Origin of the sequence: Mariniflexile sp. AS56 (assembly GCF_030552475.1) — a bacterium.
Lineage (GTDB): Bacteria > Bacteroidota > Bacteroidia > Flavobacteriales > Flavobacteriaceae > Mariniflexile.
The window spans coordinates 101,086-120,148 of sequence record NZ_JAUPED010000006.1; the positions used below are offsets into that span (position 1 = coordinate 101,086).

The 19,063-nt window shown below is 35.5% G+C and carries 12 protein-coding genes; 8 read left to right on the forward strand and 4 right to left on the reverse strand.

Features of this window, described 5'->3' with window-relative positions; translation table 11 throughout:
- The first annotated feature begins 16 nt into the window (after positions 1-16).
- The 8 genes from Q5N74_RS09225 (at position 17) to Q5N74_RS09260 (ending at position 12,855) form a co-directional block, all read left to right on the forward strand.
- On the forward strand, positions 17-1,033 hold the full coding sequence (locus tag Q5N74_RS09225; RefSeq protein ID WP_304388496.1) for a family 43 glycosylhydrolase: 1,017 nt from the start codon (positions 17-19) through the stop codon (positions 1,031-1,033).
- 32 nt (positions 1,034-1,065) lie between these two features.
- On the forward strand, positions 1,066-2,526 hold the full coding sequence (locus Q5N74_RS09230) for a sulfatase (protein WP_304388497.1): 1,461 nt from the start codon (positions 1,066-1,068) through the stop codon (positions 2,524-2,526).
- A 44-nt stretch (positions 2,527-2,570) separates the two neighbouring features.
- Positions 2,571-4,427, forward strand: a complete 1,857-nt coding sequence (locus Q5N74_RS09235; RefSeq protein WP_304388498.1) for an alpha-L-fucosidase — start codon at positions 2,571-2,573, stop codon at positions 4,425-4,427.
- 119 nt (positions 4,428-4,546) lie between these two features.
- The gene (locus tag Q5N74_RS09240) at positions 4,547-6,859 is read left to right on the forward strand and encodes a glycoside hydrolase family 95 protein (RefSeq protein WP_304388499.1); all 2,313 of its coding nucleotides are present in this window, start codon (positions 4,547-4,549) and stop codon (positions 6,857-6,859) included.
- A gap of 13 nt (positions 6,860-6,872) precedes the next feature.
- Entirely contained in the window at positions 6,873-8,426 is a 1,554-nt protein-coding gene (locus tag Q5N74_RS09245) for a sulfatase-like hydrolase/transferase (RefSeq protein WP_304388500.1), read from the forward strand.
- Positions 8,427-8,439: 13 nt separating this feature from the next.
- Entirely contained in the window at positions 8,440-10,569 is a 2,130-nt protein-coding gene (locus Q5N74_RS09250; protein ID WP_304388501.1) for a Sip1-related alpha-galactosidase, read from the forward strand.
- A gap of 39 nt (positions 10,570-10,608) precedes the next feature.
- Positions 10,609-11,253 carry an SGNH/GDSL hydrolase family protein gene (locus Q5N74_RS09255; protein WP_304388502.1) on the forward strand — a complete coding sequence of 215 codons (645 nt, stop codon included), beginning with the start codon at positions 10,609-10,611 and terminating at the stop codon, positions 11,251-11,253.
- Positions 11,254-11,295: 42 nt separating this feature from the next.
- Positions 11,296-12,855 carry a ThuA domain-containing protein gene (locus Q5N74_RS09260; protein ID WP_304388503.1) on the forward strand — a complete coding sequence of 520 codons (1,560 nt, stop codon included), beginning with the start codon at positions 11,296-11,298 and terminating at the stop codon, positions 12,853-12,855.
- A 53-nt stretch (positions 12,856-12,908) separates the two neighbouring features.
- Here the strand turns inward: Q5N74_RS09260 and Q5N74_RS09265 are convergent, their stop codons facing one another.
- The 4 genes from Q5N74_RS09265 to Q5N74_RS09280 form a co-directional block, all read right to left on the reverse strand.
- Positions 12,909-14,771, reverse strand: coding sequence for a sulfatase (locus Q5N74_RS09265; protein ID WP_304388504.1), 1,863 nt, complete (start codon positions 14,769-14,771; stop codon positions 12,909-12,911).
- 236 nt (positions 14,772-15,007) lie between these two features.
- On the reverse strand, positions 15,008-16,132 hold the full coding sequence (locus tag Q5N74_RS09270) for a T9SS type A sorting domain-containing protein (RefSeq protein WP_304388505.1): 1,125 nt from the start codon (positions 16,130-16,132) through the stop codon (positions 15,008-15,010).
- Between the two features lie 224 nt (positions 16,133-16,356).
- Positions 16,357-17,862, reverse strand: coding sequence for a T9SS type A sorting domain-containing protein (locus Q5N74_RS09275; RefSeq protein ID WP_304388506.1), 1,506 nt, complete (start codon positions 17,860-17,862; stop codon positions 16,357-16,359).
- 81 nt (positions 17,863-17,943) lie between these two features.
- Positions 17,944-18,900, reverse strand: coding sequence for a LamG-like jellyroll fold domain-containing protein (locus Q5N74_RS09280; protein ID WP_304388507.1), 957 nt, complete (start codon positions 18,898-18,900; stop codon positions 17,944-17,946).
- Positions 18,901-19,063: the final 163 nt, after the last annotated feature.

Genomic DNA, 19,063 nt, shown 5'->3' on the forward strand with positions numbered 1-19,063 from the left:
AAAAGTAAAGCAAGTTATGCGTAAAACGAAAACAGGTTTAGTAATTGTAATAACATGGACTTTTTTACTGGCCTGTAATTCTACTAAAAAATCGAATAGTGTAAACGAAGTAGTTGCTACTGCTACAGAATCTATAAAATTTTCATATCAGGAAGTTGCAGGAATAGGTAAGGATGCCTTGTATAACAGGCGTGACAATAGCGATATTATAAAAGTAGGGGATACCTATTATATTTGGTATAGCCGTATGGATAGCCCCGTAACTTCTGGGTATTGGGCAACCATTTGGTATGCAACATCTCAGGATGAAGGACATACTTGGACCGAACAAGGTATGGCACTTGGTTTGGGGGAAGAAGGCAAATTTGACAGCCACTCGGTGTTTACCCCAAATATTTTAGCTCATAAAGGAAAATATTATTTGTATTACACAGGTGTGAAACCAACACCAGGAAATGAAAACAAGGAGTTTGAAGGTAACTCAACCACAGATATCACCGCAATTGGTCTGGCTGTATCAGATAGTCCAGAAGGGCCATTTGTAAGAGTTGAAAATAATCCTGTTTTAGAGATTAGTAATGTGGCTTCAGATTTTGATAGCTTTAGAATTGATGATGCTAGTTTATTAGTTAAAGATGAAAAAATATGGTTATTCTATAAAGGACGGTCTATTATCGATGGAAAAGATGGACCAAAAAAAACCAAAATGAGTGTAGCTTATGCTAACGCTGCAGAAGGTCCTTATCAAAAACATAAAGGCGCTTTATTAGATAAAAGTCATGAAGTACTAATATGGAAACGACAAGGAGGTGTAGCCTCTTTAGCCTCCATTAATGCTACCATAAATTATGCTAAGGATGGTGAGCATTTTTCTGTATTACAAGATAGTCTGAAAAATATACCTAAAGCACCAGGTTTGTATCGTCCGCATTTAGAAGATGGTAACACTGAAACGGAGATCCCTGGTTGGGGAATCGGAATGATTCAAAAGAAAGGATTAGCATATTTGGTGCGCTTTGAAATGAAGTCATAGTATAAGGTTTTAAAAAAGATAAGATTATAAATATGGCAACATGCCTTTTTAATTTGAAAAAATCGAGTGGTTTTAAGATATTATTGTTTTGTCTATGGTTTTGTAGTAGCGTTCATGGACAATTAAAAGATAGAGTAAAGTCACCTAATTTCATTATCATTTTTACAGACGACCAAGGTTATGGAGATCTTGGTTGTTTTGGCGGAGCGCATGTTAGTACTCCAAATATTGATAGAATGGCAGCAGAGGGAATGAAACTTACCAGTTTTTATGTTGCAGCTCCTGTTTGTAGTCCGTCAAGAGCTGCATTAATGACCGGATGTTATCCTAAAAGAATAAACATGGCAACTGGCTCAAACTTTGGAGTTTTACTTGCTGCAGATTCTAAAGGTTTGCATCCTAATGAAATTACTATAGCAGAAGTTTTGAAAACTAAGGGGTATGCAACAGGAATTATAGGGAAATGGCACTTGGGAGATCAACCAGAGTTTTTGCCTACTAAACAAGGTTTTGATGAATTTTATGGATTGCCTTATAGTCATGATATTCATCCCTTCCATTCAAATAATGTGAAGTTTAATTTTCCTGATTTACCATTATTAAAAGACGAAACAGTGGTTGAATTAAACCCGGATGCAAATTATTTAACACAGAGAATTACAGACAAAGCGGTCAATTTTATAGAGAGACATAAAGACGAACCTTTTTTGTTGTACATTCCACATCCTCTTCCACACAAGCCTTTGTATGCTTCTCCTGAGTTTATGAAAGAGGTGTCGAGTGATATTAAAACAGAGCTAGCTAAAGAAAATGGAAACGTCAATTATAAAGTGAGAGATAAAATTTATCCTCAGGCAATTAATGAAATTGATGCTTCTGTAGGGAAAATTTTAGCATCTTTAAAAGCCAATGGTTTGGATGAAAACACTCTGGTTATTTTTACTTCGGATAATGGTCCATCAAGAAATGGCTTAGGAAGCGCTGGTCCTTTACGAGGCAATAAAGGCGAAACGTTTGAAGGAGGAATGAGAGAACCTGCTGTTGTTTGGTGGCCAGGAAATATACCTGCTGGTACTGTTTCTGATCAAATTTTAACAACGATGGATTTTTTACCAACATTTGCAAAATTAGCAAATGCAGAAATACCGAATGATAGAATTATTGATGGTAAGGATATTTGGTCCGTTCTTTCAGGAAAACAAGAAGAGAATAAAGCGATACACGAACAATTTTATTATTACAAAGCAAACCAACTAGAAGCGGTAAGATCTGGAAATTGGAAGTATCGTAAACAAGGTGAAAAAAAGATACTCTATAATCTTAAAACAGATCTGGGAGAAGTTGTAAATGTGGCAAGTAAGTATCCTGAAATTGTTGAAAAATTAGATCAATATTTTAACGGTTTTGAAAAAGAATTGGGTATTGGAGAGGAACTCAGTAATAAATGTAGACCAGCCGGATTTGTAGAAAAACCGAAAGCACTTAACAAATAGAATGAATTGAGTTCATTCTGACTTATATCGTTTAAAAATATAATATGAAAAAAAGGAATCAAATACTGCTTTGTTTAGTTTTTTTAAAGGCTGTTTTTTGTGTAAACGCTCAAAAACAACAGAATTTAGTTGATTCACTCGAAAAGTCTGCGCTTCTAAAAAAAGATCTTCCTTGGTTTGCACAATTTCAAGTTGGGGAACCACCTGTAGAAGGATTTCCTGGCGAATCTTTAGAAGAGAAAAAGATTAGAATTGAAAAATGGGCAGACGCTAAATATGGTCTTTTTATACATTGGGGGCCACAACGAGCAGGCGGTGAATATTTAATTTCAGAAAACGACTTAAAAAAGTTTAATCCTACCGATTTTGATGCCGAAGAATGGGTCATGACCGCAAAACGTTTAGGTTTTAAATACATGGTGATTACTGCCAAACATCATGCTGGATTTTCAATGTACGACTCCAAATTAACGGATTATGATATCATAGAGCAAACACCCTTTAAGCGCGACCCTATAAAGGAATTAGCTGAAGCCTGTGCTAAAGAAAATATGCCTTTCGGTGTGTATTATTCTGTTTGGGATATACATCACCCAAGTTATACCGAGAACATTGGTAGCACAGATTATGTTAAATATCATGAGTTCATGTTGGGACAGGTTGAAGAATTATTAACCAATTATGGACCAATGATTAGTGTTTGGTTCGACGGAGAATGGGTGAATAGTTGGACGGTAGAGCGTGCTACAGAATTTCGAGACAAAATTAGGGACATACAACCTAATACGGTAATTGCTAATCGTATTGGTCAGCGAAGAAAAGGAGAAGGAGACCATCACTCACCTGAGAACTTCATGCCCTACATTGGAAACCAAACAGACTATTGGGAATCTTGCGCAAAATTTGACGGCAGTTGGTTTTACAATGGTAGTGAAGATTCAAAATCTGCAGAATGGGCACTATATAATCTGTGTTATGCGGCTTCTCGAGGCGGTAATTTTTTAATGAATCTAGGGCCAACTCCAAAAGGAGCATTTCTTAAAACGAGTGTTAATAAATTAGAGCAAGTGGGAGACTGGCTTCGGGTTAATGGCGAATCCATTTATGAAACCGAAAAAGGACCACATTATATTTTAGAATGGGGAACAAGCACCCGAAGAGGAAATACATTGTACTATCACATTTTTGACTGGCCAGAAAATGGTCAGCTTATAATACCGGGTTTGAAAACAAAAGTTAGATCAGCTTCTTTTTTAGCAGATGCATCGAACGCAGCTTTAAAAGTTGAACGTAAACAAGGAAATGTTTATATCAAAATACCTAAAGTGGCACCCTATAAAATGGCTAATGTTATTAAAGTTGAATTAGCTAACGCGCCAGAAGTAGACCATGCCGTAAGGGCTTTTCAAAAAGAATTAAAAACAAAAGACGCCATGCGAGGAGTTCCTGTTGGTGGTTATTTTTTTCCAGCAGGATTTGGAAACAGTCATGGTGAAAATTTACATTTTAACTATGGAACGGGAGCAGGGGCACAACGTGAAAACTTAAAGGGATGGACTGAAACTTCTGAATGGGTTGAGTGGGATGTCTTGGTAGAACAAGATGGAGTATACAATATTGAGATTACTTACGGCAATCTAGTGGATGGAGGTGCATTTCAATTAACTATTGCTGGTAAACGTTTTGAACATACTGTTAAAGCAATTCCATTACATCCAAAAGCTAAAAAATCACCATTAATAGTGAAATACGAAACATTTAATTTGGGTGAGATAACCTTAAAACCAGGAAGGTACAAATTAATAATAAAGCCTTTAGTAATACGTGATGAAGCTATAAAACTCCATCAAGGTTTGATGACTTTTAGAGATGTTACATTAGTGCCTGTCAATAATTTATAAATTAAGAATAGTAAATAAAAATTAAGTAGATAAAACGAGCATGCTAAAAAGTTTATTACCTAACGTAATGACTAATAGCGAACAGCTTGTGACCGTTAAAAAACAATAAATACAAACACATGAAATTCATAATCAGCACCTTATTACTAGTAGGTTTTTATAGTTGTGCTCAAACTCCTGCACCCAAAGAGCAAACACCTTTAAAGATCTGGTTCAACCAACCCACAACGAAATGGAACGAAGGCCTTCCTATTGGAAATGGAAACCTAGGCGCCATGATTTATGGTACACCGAATAAAGAAATTATATGTCTTAATGAAGAAACCATTTGGACAGGCGGTAAAGATTATAACCGAGATAAAAAAGATGCTGGAAAGTATATAGATACCATACAAAAACTCCTTTTTTCGGGTGCCTATATGGATGCAGAAGCCGTTGTTCAAGATAAGATTCTTGCAGATCGTTTATCAGATGGTAAAAGCACGTATCAAATGTTGGCAAATCTATTTATTGAGACACCAAATTTAGACTCAGTAAGCCAGTATAAACGGGTGTTAAACCTCAATAATTCCGTTGCTTCAACGCGTTTTGTAAATAATGGTGTTGGATTTAAAAGAGACTACTTTTCTAGTTTTCCAGATAAGGTGATGGTTTATAAATATTCAGCAGATAAAAAAGGAGAAATCAATATGTCTGCTTGGGTAAAACGTAATGAACAAACTAAAATTTCAGTGTCTGAAAATCAAATTATATTTTCTGAACATGTAGGTGATGGCCATGGTGTTAAATTTCATGCCATCGTTCATTTTGAAACCGAAGGCGGAACAGCAGAAGTAAAGGATGGGAAATTAGTTATTTCTAATGCAGACAGCGTTATTATAAAAGTTATCGCTTCTAGTAATTATCGCGGTTCGAATCCTGTAACAGATTGTAAGAACATATGGAAAGGAGTAGCTTCCTCGTCATTTAAAACCCTTTTAGAGAGACATACATCCGATTATCAATCGCTATTTAATAGACTGGATTTTAAAATTTCAAACGATACAGGTGATGCTTTGCCAACCGATGAACGTTTAAAGAAAGTAAAACAAGGTGCTGAAGATAATTACTTAACCCAACTGCAATATCAATTCGGGCGGTATTTATTAATTAGTAGCTCTAGACCGGGTACGTTGCCTGCCAATTTGCAAGGTATTTGGGCAGATGGATTTACACCGCCATGGAATTCTGATTATCATATCAACATCAATATTCAAATGAATTATTGGATGGCTGAAATGACAAACCTAGCAGAATGCCATGAACCCTTTTTAGAATTTGTTGGTAATTTGCGTGAAATGGGACGCCTAACCGCCCAAAAAGTATATGGAGCTAGAGGCTTTGTTGCACATCATACCAGTGATGTTTGGCATTCTACAGCGGCATTTGGAAAGGCCAGATATGGTATGTGGCCCATGGGAGCTGCTTGGTGTGCTCAGCATTTATTTACACATTATGAATATACTGAGGATATAGATTATTTGAAGAATCATGCCTATCCAATCATGAAAGAAGCTGCTTTGTTTTTTGTAGATTTCATGGTGGAAGACCCAAAAACAGGACTTTTAGTTACGGGACCATCTATTTCACCAGAAAATAATTTTTTAACCAAAGAAGGGGAAAAAGCTACGCTGAATATGAGTCCAACCATGGATCGTGCCATTGTATTCGAACTGTTTAAAAACTGTATTGCTTCCGCAGAAATTTTAAATAGTGATAAAGAATTTAGCGACCTTCTTAAAAGTAAAATTCAACAAATGCCACCGCTTAAAATTGGTAGTGATGGTAGATTGTTAGAATGGGTAGGAGAGCTTAAAGAAGCGCAACCAGGACACAGACATATTTCTCATTTATACGCGTTGCATCCATCAAATCAAATTTCAAAATCTAAAACACCAGAATTATTTGAAGCTGCTAAAAAAACAATTGAGGGTAGACTGTCTAAAGGTGGTGGACATACAGGTTGGAGTCGTGCGTGGATTATCAATTTTTATGCACGTTTGTTAGAAGGTGAAAAAGCACATGAAAACATTTTAGCATTACAACGAAAATCTACATTACCAAATTTGTTAGATGTACATCCTCCGTTTCAAATTGACGGAAATTTTGGTGTGGTATCTGGAATTACAGAGATGTTAATGCAAAGTCATATTGATGAAGTTCATATACTTCCTGCATTGCCAGAAGCATGGGCATCAGGTAGTATTCAAGGTATTGTTGCTAAAAAAGGGTTTGAGATTGATATGACTTGGGAAGCCGGAAAGTTAAAAAACTTAGTCATCAAATCGAAATTAGGAAATACTTTAAAGCTGCGTTATAAGGATGAAGTCAAGGAAATAGAAACGAAAAAAGGTCAAGTTTTAAGTTTTAATAGCGAATTGAAACAAATTTAAAATGGCATATAAGATGAAAAACAGAAGCTTAAAGTTTATTTTCGGTGTTGTTGTATTGGTAAATACCATGATGGCGGCACAAGATAAACAACCAAATATCATTCTTATTTATGCAGATGATCTTGGGCGTGGTTTATTGGGAACATACGGGCAGAAAATTATTAGTACGCCCAATATTGATAAATTGGCCAATGAGGGGCTTCGTTTTGATAATGCTTATGGTTCCCATTATTGTTCACCTGCCAGAGCTAGTTTATTAACAGGTATGCACGATTGCAGAACAGACCAATACAATATTACCCAAGCAGGTATTTACATGCAATTAGATAATGGGTTAAGCTTGGATGAAATAAAAGACAGAGTGAATGCGGTGGCAATGCCAGCCAAAAAAGACGCCATTTTTTTAGCCGAAGTGGCGCAAAAAGCAGGCTATACCACGGCCGAATTTGGTAAATTAGAATGGGGCTTTTCCACAACACCCGAACGTTTGGATCGTCATGGTTGGGATTATCACTATGGTTATTATGATCACCAACGCTGTCATGGATTTTATCCGTCATTCTTATTTGAAAATGGAAAAAAAGTTGACATTCCTGGGAATACTTTAATTGATTGTGGTAAAAATCCTGAAGGGGAATCGCCTGAAAACTATAAAAAACGTTGGGATATGACGGGTAGAAAAGTCTATTCCGAAACTATTATAATGGATAAATTGTTGGACTATTTGGAGGTGCAAAGTAAAAAGGAAACCGAACAACCATTTTTTGTTTACTTCCCCTCACAATTACCACACGGGCCTATCTCAATTCCAGAAGTAGCACCCGAATTTAAGAACAATCCTAACTTATCTGAACTTGAAAAGGAATACGCTTCCATGGTTAAAATGCTAGATACAGATGTGGGTCGAATTTATACAAAGTTGGAAGAATTGGGGGTTTTAGATAATACCATTTTAGTGTTTACAGGCGATAATGGTCATGAACTTTATTACCACCAAAAAGACCGATGTGATAAAACACACGATTTAACAACAGGGCAAACGTATAATAATATAAGTACAAAATTTTATAGCCATTTGGGAGGTGATGTATTTGATGGTAATGATGGAATGGCTGGTATAAAGCGTTCAAACTGGGAAGGTGGCGTACGTGTTCCATTAGTTTGGTATTGGAAAGGGAAAATACAGCCAGGAACGATTTCAAATCAAATGGTGAGTAATTATGATTTTCTTAATACACTAGCCGAAATAGTAGGTGGAAAAACGCTGAAAGAGAAAGATGGTGTTTCTTATGCGAAAACCCTTTTTGGTAAAAAAAGTAAAGAGAGAACCTATACGGTATATTCATCTACAATGGGGCCCGCTTTGGTTACTAAAGAAGGTTGGAAACTGCGTTACTTATTGAAAAAGAATGTGTTTCAACTGTATTATTTGCCTGATGATTATAAAGAGGAAAATGATTTATCATCAAAATACAAGAAGAAAACCGAATCACTAAAACAAATACTGTATAAAGAGTGTAACAATAATTGGCAAAATGGTGTGAGTGCGAATAAAGTTAAACCCTAAGAATATAAACCAGATGAAACTGTTCAATAATTATTCAAAAATAAAAACAGCGATACTTTTTACTTGTGGTGTACTTGTTGTGATAGGGTGTGGCATTAAAGACGTTAAACCTACAGAATCGACAAGTATTAACTTAAAGGAAATTCCAAATATTTTAGATTTAAGGAATCTTGGTACAACGGGTCTTTACTCATTAAATAAACAACTGCTTTCACCAAACGGCGATGGTATTATTGCTGAGGTTGCCCTAAAGCTCCCTGAGTATCAAAACGGGATGTATTACCGTCCGTTTTCTGAAAAATTAGCTTCAGGAAATAGAATGGAAGCACTTTGGTTTACAAACGTTTCAGAATTATCAAATTACAAAAAACAAAAACCGAGGGAAGATGATAATATGAGTTTTGGGAGTTTCATTCTACTTCAAAAGAATAATGGAAATTATTTAGCAATTCTTCCCATCGTATCTAAAATGCTAGGAAACACTTTTGATGTTGAAAAGGATCATTTCTCATTACAATTAGCCACCTACGGAACCCAATCTATAGACGTTAAAGTACCTCTTTTTTCTTATGCAGAAGCATCAAGTCCTTATGAAGCAACGCGGTTGGCTTGGGAATTAGCCAAAGAAGCAGAAGGCGTTAAAGGGAATTTTAATTGGCGATCTAACAAAGAATATCCCGAGCCTTTTAAATATTTAGGATGGTGTACTTGGGAACATTTTAAAAAAGATATTAATGAAGATATCATAACGACTTCCATTCACGACATAAAAACCAGCGATTTACCCATTCGTTGGGTTTTAATTGATGATGGGTATTTAGACCAAAGGAACGGACAATTACTGTCATTTGGAGTCGATAAAGTTAAGTTTCCTAATGGATGGAAAACCATTACAAGCTTAAAAGACGACAAAATAAAATGGATGGGTATTTGGAGAAATTTTAATGGGTATATGGGAGGCGTATCTACAGAAAACAGTTTAGAAGGTATTTCTAGTAATCTCGATACTATTTTTCATGGTAAAAATAACAACCAAACCCGTATGATGGCGAAAAACACGCAAGAATCTGCCAATGCGTTTTATGAGGCCATGACATCGGATACAAAAAATAATGGATTTGATATGATTAAGGTCGATTTTCAATCCATGAATTTACAATTCAACAAAGGCAAAGAAAACCCTGTATTGGGTGTGCATTACAATAACAGGGCTTTAGAAACGAAGGTGAAAGAGAAAAACTTAAAATTATTAAACTGTATTGCGATGCAGAATTTTAATGTGTTTAATCAAACCTATAGCAATATCATTCGATCGAGTGTTGATTATAAAATAGATTTAGATCGTATCGATTTAACCATTGTTCAAAACTTCACCAATGCGCTTTGGTTGGGGCATGTGCATTGGCTGGATCAAGATATGTTTCATACCAGTTTTAAAGAAACGGCACGCCTTATGGCGGTGTCTAGAGCTATATCTGGAGGACCAATTTATTTATCCGATGAAACTAAAAATATTGACGCTACGTACTTAAACCCATTGATGTATAACGATGGTGAAATTGTTGGAACGTTAGCACCAGGTGTGCCTTTGCCAGAAAGTTTAAAACAAGACCCATATGTGGGAAACAAAGCTTTTAAGGTTATTGCACCGCTTAAAAATAAATCTGCCAGTATCATGGCCGTTAATTTGAATAAAGGGACGCCTCTTAACGCGTCAATTTCCATAAACGATTATCCTTTTGCAGGAGGGATGATACAGCCCTATGCAGGACTTTGGGATATCCCAAAAGAAGGCATTCTTCTTTATGATGCTTATGGAAAAACAGCAAAACCACTCACAGAAGACTTCAATTTTGAATTGAAAACCAGAGAAGAACGATTGTTTCAGTTAAGTCCCATTATAGAAGGTTGGGCTGTAATAGGAAGAACCGATAAATATTTGGCTGCAGGTACCGTAGAAGTGAAATCTATTTCTAAAAGCGACATAACCGTCACTATGAAAGAATCGGGACCTTTAACGGTTTGGAGTAAAAACGGCGTACCCAAAATTAACGGTGTTCCGTTTAAGAGTTTAGGCGGTCACTTATATATATCTGATGTGGCAATGGCAGTTGCTGGTCAAGAAATTAAGATAACACGATAGGGTGCTATTGCAGAATTATGATGTTTAAAATAAAATAATATGAAAAAAATAACGTGCTTGTTGGCTTTGGTAGTAATTGTTTCTGCGTTTAAACAGCGCGATTTACCAAAGGTATTAATTATTGGAGACTCCATTTCTATAGGGTATACGCCCTTTGTAGAGGCACATTTAAAAGGAAAAGCCGAGGTATTTCACAACCAAGGTAATGCACAGCATACGGGTATTGGTTTAGAGAAAATAGACAGCTGGTTGGGTAAAACCACATGGGATGTTATTCATTTTAATTGGGGTTTATGGGATTTATGTTATAGAAATCCAGAATCTTTAAATCAAGGGAACCGAGATAAAAAAGAAGGTTCACAAACTTTTACTCCCGAGCAATATGGTGAAAATTTGGAGAAACTCGTATTGCGATTAAAACAAACGGGAGCAAAACTAGTTTTTGCAACCACTACTTATGTTCCAGAAGGAGAAGTAGGTAGGTTTGAAAATGCCAATATTGAATATAATAAAGTGGCTCTAAAAATCATGAAAAAACATGGTGTTAAAGTGAATAACATGAGTAGGTATTCAAAAAGAATTCACAAAAAGCATAGAAAGGCTGGAGGAGATGTTCATTACACCAAGATTGGTTATGAATGGTTATCGAAGCCCGTTTCAAAAATAATTGAGAAGCAACTTTAATTTAGCTAGAGTGTTTTTTACCGAATTTAAATAATTAGTAAAATGAAGCAGTACCTTTTAATTATTGTATTTACGTGCTTTGGCTATTTTGGAAACACTCAAAATAATAGAATCAGTATCCTTAATTTTAATGGAGATCATGGATATGTCCATCAATCTAAGAGTGCAGGGATGAATCTGGTAGAAAAGTTAGCTAAAGAAAACGGATGGAAAGTTGTATCCACAGGTGATGCATCTATTTTTACTTCTGAAAAATTATTGCAGTTTGATGTTATAATCTTCAACAATAATTGTGGAAATAAAGGAAGAATATTGTCTGATAATCAACAAATGGCTTTTCAGGAATATATTAGAAATGATGGAGGCTTTGTAGGGATTCATTGCGCTGGTGCCATTTGGAATGAAGGCGGTGAATTTCAATTATGGTATGAAGGCTTGATAGGGACTAAACTTGTAGACCATCCAAAAGTACAGTCAGCTAAATTGATAGTAGAAAATGTAAATCACCCCAGTACTAAACATCTTCAAAAAGAATGGACTGTTACAGATGAATGGCATCGGTTTTCCTTCAACCCACGGAAGCATGTCCATGTATTATTGTCTGTAGATGAAGATTCGTATGAAGGTGTACAAAAAATGGGTGGAGACCATCCGTTTACTTGGTATCAATATTATGATGGGGGACGTTCGTTTTTCACCTCACTAGGACATACCAAAGAAATTTATGCGGATCCAAACTATCAGAAATTGATAGCGGGTGGTATTATATGGGCAGCAAATCGTTCACAAATAGAGACTGATTTACCAGTGCAAAACGGACTGCTTTTAGATTTAGATGCTGATAACAACGTACTTGTTGAAGATGGAGACAAAGTAAGTGCATGGGGAAATAAAATAGAAAATAGTATTCGAAAATTTGTAAAGCAAGACGAAGGCCGGAAAATTAAAGGTTCAGGTAGGCCTCAATTAAAAATGAATGTTTCAGGTTTGAATGGGCACAATTCTATTGTGTTTCACCGACAAGAACTTATAAATAATCATGAGGATGCTTTCGACCATTTAACCACTGGATCTGGTTTTACGTGGCTTTCTGTGATGTCTGTTTATGAACAAGTAAAAGGAAAACCTGGTGTGAATTCATTTTTCGGGAACTTACGAAATACAAACCTCGATAAACAAGGCCAGTTTGAGGGTTTTTGGGGAGGTGTGAATTTAGAAAATCATGTTTGGATGTCGTCTAGAAATGGACTAGAAAAAGGAACTTGGAATGTAAATAGCCCGTTGCTACTTGCAAAAGAATCATTTAAAAAAGAGGTTTATTATCTTGTAATGGGACGTCTGGGAGCAGGTGAAGATACGGTGACTATGGAGTTATTTGTAAACGGTATAAAACCTATTGTGGTAGAACCGTTTCCAGTAAACCCAAATGCTAACCCATCAAAAATGGCTATTGGCCAGGAGCGAGATGCTACCAATCATCCCGGAGCAGAATCTTTTGATGGTGAAATAGCCCGTTTCTTGATTTTTGAAAGACCTCTTTCAGATAAGGAATTGAAAGAGGTGTCAGATTATTTAATAAAAAGGTATACTATCAATCTGTAGATGCATACTAATTATTTTATTTCTAGTAGTTAAGATCTTCAGTTTTACCGTTGTTACTTAGTCCATAATTCCTCATATGGCATATACCCTGTATTTATGAGAGCAGATTTCAAGTAAAATTGATTGAGTGTTTTATGTTTTCTAAGTGCTATAAGTTCATTTTCTATAGGTTTTATGCGGTGCCCTAAGTTTTGTAACGTGGCATAGGCGATAAAATAATTGTTTTTCACTAGGTCTAAAACGTAGTGTAATGCTTCTAAATTATTAGCCTGATTTATTAATACTTCAGCACTCATCAAGCGTACCTCGATATTTTCAGCTTCGTTTTTAAAGTTTAAAGTTATTTCTTCAGGAATTTTGGTTAGGTGTTGATCTTGCAATAATTTAAGAACAGCCACCGTGGCCCAATAGCGAACGGCTGGTTCTTTTGAATTTAAATGCTTTGTTATTGTTTCCATATCTGAGAGTTTTGCAGTACTTAAAAATGCAGCAGCATCAATAATAGTACTAACGGGTTGGTTGCTATTTCTAACGTAATTATAGAACGAGGTTGTTTCGTCTTTTCTACGCATAGACCAAGGGTATAAACCTAAGTCTTTATGTTCTTTCATGAAGTTTAAGAGTTTGTGCTTCATTTCAGAAATTTTATTTTGATGTTCTTGAGCGTTTATAAGGTTGTTAACCTCGTAGGGGTCGGTTTGCGTGTCAAAAAACTCTAAGGCTTCTGTGGGGTCCCAAAATACGTTTTGAAGGTCATTTAAGTTGCCTTTTATATGGGCATGATCCCAAGCCTGGTAGGAGGGCATTTGCCATTGATATGATTGTCGCGTACCGTTGGGGTAGGCTGCATTAAAATTCCAAATAAGTTTAAAACGACCATCTGTTAACCCTCGTGACGGGATAAAACTTTGCTCTTGGTTAGCTCTGTATAAAAACAATTCTGTACTTGGTTCTGGTAGGTTATTACCTAAAAAAGGCTTCCCCATCATAAACTCTGGTGTTTTAATATTTAGTAAATTAAAAACGGTTGGTGCAAAATCGACGAAGCCTACTAAGTTATGATTTACAGAAGGTATATTTGTTTGTGCCAAATGTTTGTATTGCTCTGGAAAATGCACTATTAAAGGCACTCGGGTGCCCGTATCGTACAAGTATGCTTTTCCTCTTGGTAAACAGCCGCCGTGGTCTGAATAAAAGAAAACGATGGTGTTTTCTGCTTCACCTGAGGCTTTAAGTTCGTCCAACTTCTCTTTAATCCAAAGATCCATTTCATTTACCGAGTCATAATACCATGCGATATCATCTCTAATTATGGGTAAATTTGGTAAATAAGGAGGTAAAGTAATACTATCTAAAGCGATTGTTCTTGGTTCCCTTCCTTTAGTGTTTTTAGTCGCTACGCGTTGTGTATGGGTACCATTGTAATTAAATACTGAAAAGAAAGGTTTGGTTTTGTCTTTTCTGTTTATGTAGCTCGCATTTTTATTAGTTTGCTCCCAAATGGTTTTCGGCGTATTATTCGCGTTATAATCTGTTTTACTATTGTTGCTACAGTAATATCCAGCTTCTTTTAAATATATTGGGAAGTAAAATTCTTCAGGAACTGCTCTTTTTTCACGATGCCAATCTGTAGCTAACATGGGGGCATAAATACTTGATATTAAAGTGGAACGTGCTGGAGAGCATTGTGCTCCGTTAGAAAAGGCATTGGTAAATACTATGCTATTTTTAGCCAAAGCATCAATAGTGGGTGTTTTGGTGAATTCGTTACCATATACAGCTAAAAACGGACTCATATCTTCTACAACTAACCATAAAATATTAGGTCTTTTTTCTTGAGCCTTCGTTATATATGAACTTATTAGCATTAATATAACGACAGAAAATAATAAGGATTTGTTTTGTGAGCGTATCATGATTTTTTTATGGTTGATTTAGATAGAGGGATACCCAAAACATTGTTTGGGTGTGAAATTAACATAACCTTAAGCTGGAAAAGAAGGCTTGTATTGAGGGTAGGATTGGAGGTGTGCCTATTAAATAAAACAGTACTAAAAAAATTAAAGCTGAACACTATTGTAATTGTTCAGCTTTAATTAAATTAATCCTAAGTAATCAGTTCAGATTACTTAGGACTTCACTAATAATCAAATTATTTTTTCACAACTTTAATCGTTGCAAGATCTAAACCTTTATTGTTCTTAGTTTTAACAAGGTAAATACCTTTATTAAGTTTTGTCATATCTACACCGTTTAAAGCATTTTGAGAACTAACTTTAGCTCCTAGAATATTATAAATATCTACAGAATAAACATCTTTTGATGAGAAATTTAAATAATCTACAACAGGATTTGGGTAAGCACTGAATATTTCTTTAGTTTGACTGTAAGCTGAAAGGGTACCTCCATTAAATAGTGTCGTAACTTCTGCATCAGATATAGCTCTTTGGTATACTTGGATATTATCCATTCTAGTTTGTAAATCTGCAGTTCTTCCATCATTTCTTACTCCATTAGCTGTAAATTCACCTGTAGCAGTGTTGATATGATCTACTCCATCTCCACTTCCTATAGAGTTTCGCCCACTAAAACCTAGGTACACTTTTCTAGTATCCCATTCTCCACTTGGTTGTGCAACGGTAGAAGTTGTTGATAATGCACCATCTTTATATAATCTATAAAGTTTATCTGTAGCGTTGTATGTGATAACAAAATCTCTAGATGTTGGTTCAACCGTACCATATGGAAATCCTCCAGTAGCGGTACCTATGGCTGTTATATCCAGACCAGTAGTAAATCCACCATTTCTAGAAGTTATTCTATCTGATTTCCAAACTCCAGCATCATTACCTACTATCGTTATAATTCCACAGTCGGTACTACCCATACCATGACCGAATACCATATAATTCAATCTAAGTGTGAAACTATCAGTACCTAACGCTGTTTCGTTAATTATGATGTGCCCCGTGTAATCAGTTTGTAAAAGCTTATTTCCTCCATCAGTAAAAATAGTATTTGCAAATTGAGCACGATCTTCAACTACACCAGTATCTTGTTGTACTATATCACCTCCATCTGTTTCAAAAAAATACACATTAGCACCTACAAAGGCCAAGACATTTCCTCTTGTATTGTCAGGGTCAACACTGGTAACACCACTAGGTAAATTATTAAGAGGGTCTGTTCCTTCAAAATCGATTGTAAATTCTGGACCTTGAGAATAAACTAAAAAGTTAAGGGTTAATAATAAAATGGTTGAGTAAATTTTTTTCATTTTAATTTAGTTTTATGGATTAATTAACAACCACTAAACTACATAAAAGTGTAAATGTTTTTGGGGTAAAATGGTGACATGTTATGGGGGGAAATGTTGCATTTCACAGTTTAGTACTTAGTAATCAAGTTTATGGGTTTTAATTAATAGTATTTATAACACTTAAGCTTCAATTTACGCTACGTGAAATTGTGAAGTTTTTTTGTTCCTTATTAAAACACCAATTACTGGCTCACCATCACTTTATTGGTGTACACTTGCTGTCCATTCGATACTGAAATAATATACATACCAGAAACCAATGGGTGATTTAATAATAGAATTGGCTCAAAATTTCGGATGTCATTGTAAATCTCTTTTCCATCGACGGTATACATTTTTATGATAATTTTATCGGAAGGATTACTATTAGGGATTTTTATTTGAAAACGACCATTAGCGGACGGATTTGGGATGATTTTTATTTCTTGATTATTAAATGAGACTTTACTAGTACTTAAAATAGACTTATTTAAAGTGATTTTAAGATGTGAGTACGAGGTTGCTGGCACCACAATGTTCCAGTTGGAAGCGTTTGTTATTGGGTATGTGGATGCTGTTCCCGTATCGGTAGAAGTCCAAAGCTTTCTATTAACAATACCATCACCCATATAATTGTTTAATAATTGTAAATCGACGGTGTTTTCTGTGGTGTTCTTGTTTATAATGTGGACATCGAGCGTCGATTCATTTCCAAAAACAACCAATTTAATATTGCTATTATTAGAGGTAGAGCTAATAACTTGACCTTCCGCATTATTTACTATGTTTTTAAAACCACTATATTTAACAGGGAGAGCACTTCCATTGGCATATACAAAACGTTTACAAACTTGATAGAAAATAACGCCTTCAGCACCACCTCTAATAGGTGCAAAAATATTATCAATACCAGCGATAAGAAGCCCTATGCCGTCTCCCGTGGAATATCTAGTCGCTTCTGTATACCAAACGGGATCTTCTGATTTTGCTACTAATGATGCCCATGTACTATCCCAATCAGATTCAGCGATAGATCCATCATCATAAAAATGAGATCCTACGATGGCTACGCGGTCTTCAATATCATCGACAGAATTTACAGCAGCTGAAAGGGCATAACTTTCAACACCAACCATTTCAGTGCTTCCTAACTTAGTCATCTGATTAATAATTTTTAAATAATCAGAATCATCACCTGGATCTTCATTATAAGGTGCTAAATAATCAACGGTAATTCCGGCATCGGTCATGCGTTGCATAAAACTATCTAAATATGCTGAATAGGTGGTAAGGTTTAGACTGTAAACATTATAAGCACAACACCCTGTCCAAGAAGCTGGGAATTTTTCAGCATTATGATAATTTATACCATAGCCATCACCATTCGCAACACTGGCAAAAATTTTAACATCTGGATTGTAGCTTTTTACAGAGTTTATAACTGTAATAACATTATCATAAATATTATCGGTTATGGGTTGTAAAGCAAATATGGGCACTCTTAGTATTTGTAGATTCATATCTTGAAATAACTTGGCAGATACGCTATTGGTATTGCCTTCAGCCCAAGCTTTAATGGTTAATTTGTTATCGCCTCCAAAAACAACACTTTGGTTAGGTAATGTGGGGTCTATCGTAATAATATCTGATTGTGCATTTACGGATAAACAAAAAAGAAACAGTATTTTGAGAAGTAGTAGTTTTTTCATTTTTGAGACAATTTTAAGTAACAAAGGAGTGATTAATAACTATAAATCACTCCTTTGTTTATACTAGTTTTATGCTGATTTTTATTTTTTTATAGCTTTTACAGTCGCTATACTAACACCTTCGGAGTTTTGACATTTTACTAAGTAAATACCTTTTGATAATGCGGACATATCGACACCACCTTTTACTTTTTGCGTGCTTATTTTAGAACCTAATAAGTTATATATTTCTACAGAAGCAATGTCTTTTGTTGAAAAATATAAACGGTCTGTTACTGGGTTTGGGTAGGCATTGAATGAGGATTTTGATTGAATATCATTAACACCAAGGACGGTTGAGCTATATAAACTCGAAATAAAAGCATCATCAGCAGCACCCGAATAAATACGTAAATCGTCAATGGCACCTGTAAAACCTCTTGCGGCTGGATTTCCATTGTAGTCGTTACCTACTCTAAGTTTTGAAGCCGTTGTATCAACATCTGTCTGCCAGTTGTTATTGGCAAGAAATGCACCATTTATATATAATTTAATACTATTAGGACCAACAGAGTTATCAAATACAACAGCCACATGGTACCAAGTATCAACAACTAAATCTGGTGACGATACATTAAAACCTTTACCTTGAATCTCAATTCTAAGTTTCACACCCTGAGCTTGGAAGGTCCATCGTTTAAAATTTACAGCTTCACCTAAGCCAACTATAGCCTGCCCGCTACCAACAATGGATGTTAATTTTATCCAAGCGGCCATGGTTCGTGATGCATTTCCAGAAATGCTAAAATCGGTGGCAGTTTCTAAATAATCTGCAGCAGTAAAGCCGGTTACTGCTCCATTTGTTACACCGTCTTGTCCTTTTTCAAAGGCGGCAGTAAACCCTGTAGATTCTGTTAAATTCCAATTTGTAGTTTCGTCAAGTAAGTTTCCATCAAACTTATAATGGGCCTCTAATGTTTGCGCATTTAAACTGTTTCCTGCCAAAATAAGAACAGTCATCGTGAAGAGTGATTTTAGAAAAGTAGTTTTTTGTTTCATTTTAATAAAGTTTAAATAGTTAGTAATAATGCTAAACTATTTAAAATCTATCTAAATACTGGGGAGTATTGTAGCAATAAAGGAGTGAAAATGTTTCAGTTTTGAAAGAATGAGATGAATATGATTTTAATTGTCCTTTTTAAGTGTTATATCTACTGATTTG

Bases quoted from the DNA above. Each gene is read 5' to 3' on its own strand.
- Q5N74_RS09225 (WP_304388496.1), top strand. From the start codon at position 17: ATGCGTAAAACGAAAACAGGTTTAGTAATTGTAATAACATGGACTTTT.
- Q5N74_RS09230 (WP_304388497.1), top strand. From the start codon at position 1,066: ATGGCAACATGCCTTTTTAATTTGAAAAAATCGAGTGGTTTTAAGATA.
- Q5N74_RS09235 (WP_304388498.1), top strand. From the start codon at position 2,571: ATGAAAAAAAGGAATCAAATACTGCTTTGTTTAGTTTTTTTAAAGGCT.
- Q5N74_RS09240 (WP_304388499.1), top strand. From the start codon at position 4,547: ATGAAATTCATAATCAGCACCTTATTACTAGTAGGTTTTTATAGTTGT.
- Q5N74_RS09245 (WP_304388500.1), top strand. From the start codon at position 6,873: ATGAAAAACAGAAGCTTAAAGTTTATTTTCGGTGTTGTTGTATTGGTA.
- Q5N74_RS09250 (WP_304388501.1), top strand. From the start codon at position 8,440: ATGAAACTGTTCAATAATTATTCAAAAATAAAAACAGCGATACTTTTT.
- Q5N74_RS09255 (WP_304388502.1), top strand. From the start codon at position 10,609: ATGAAAAAAATAACGTGCTTGTTGGCTTTGGTAGTAATTGTTTCTGCG.
- Q5N74_RS09260 (WP_304388503.1), top strand. From the start codon at position 11,296: ATGAAGCAGTACCTTTTAATTATTGTATTTACGTGCTTTGGCTATTTT.
- Q5N74_RS09265 (WP_304388504.1), bottom strand. From the start codon at position 14,771: ATGATACGCTCACAAAACAAATCCTTATTATTTTCTGTCGTTATATTA.
- Q5N74_RS09270 (WP_304388505.1), bottom strand. From the start codon at position 16,132: ATGAAAAAAATTTACTCAACCATTTTATTATTAACCCTTAACTTTTTA.
- Q5N74_RS09275 (WP_304388506.1), bottom strand. From the start codon at position 17,862: ATGAAAAAACTACTACTTCTCAAAATACTGTTTCTTTTTTGTTTATCC.
- Q5N74_RS09280 (WP_304388507.1), bottom strand. From the start codon at position 18,900: ATGAAACAAAAAACTACTTTTCTAAAATCACTCTTCACGATGACTGTT.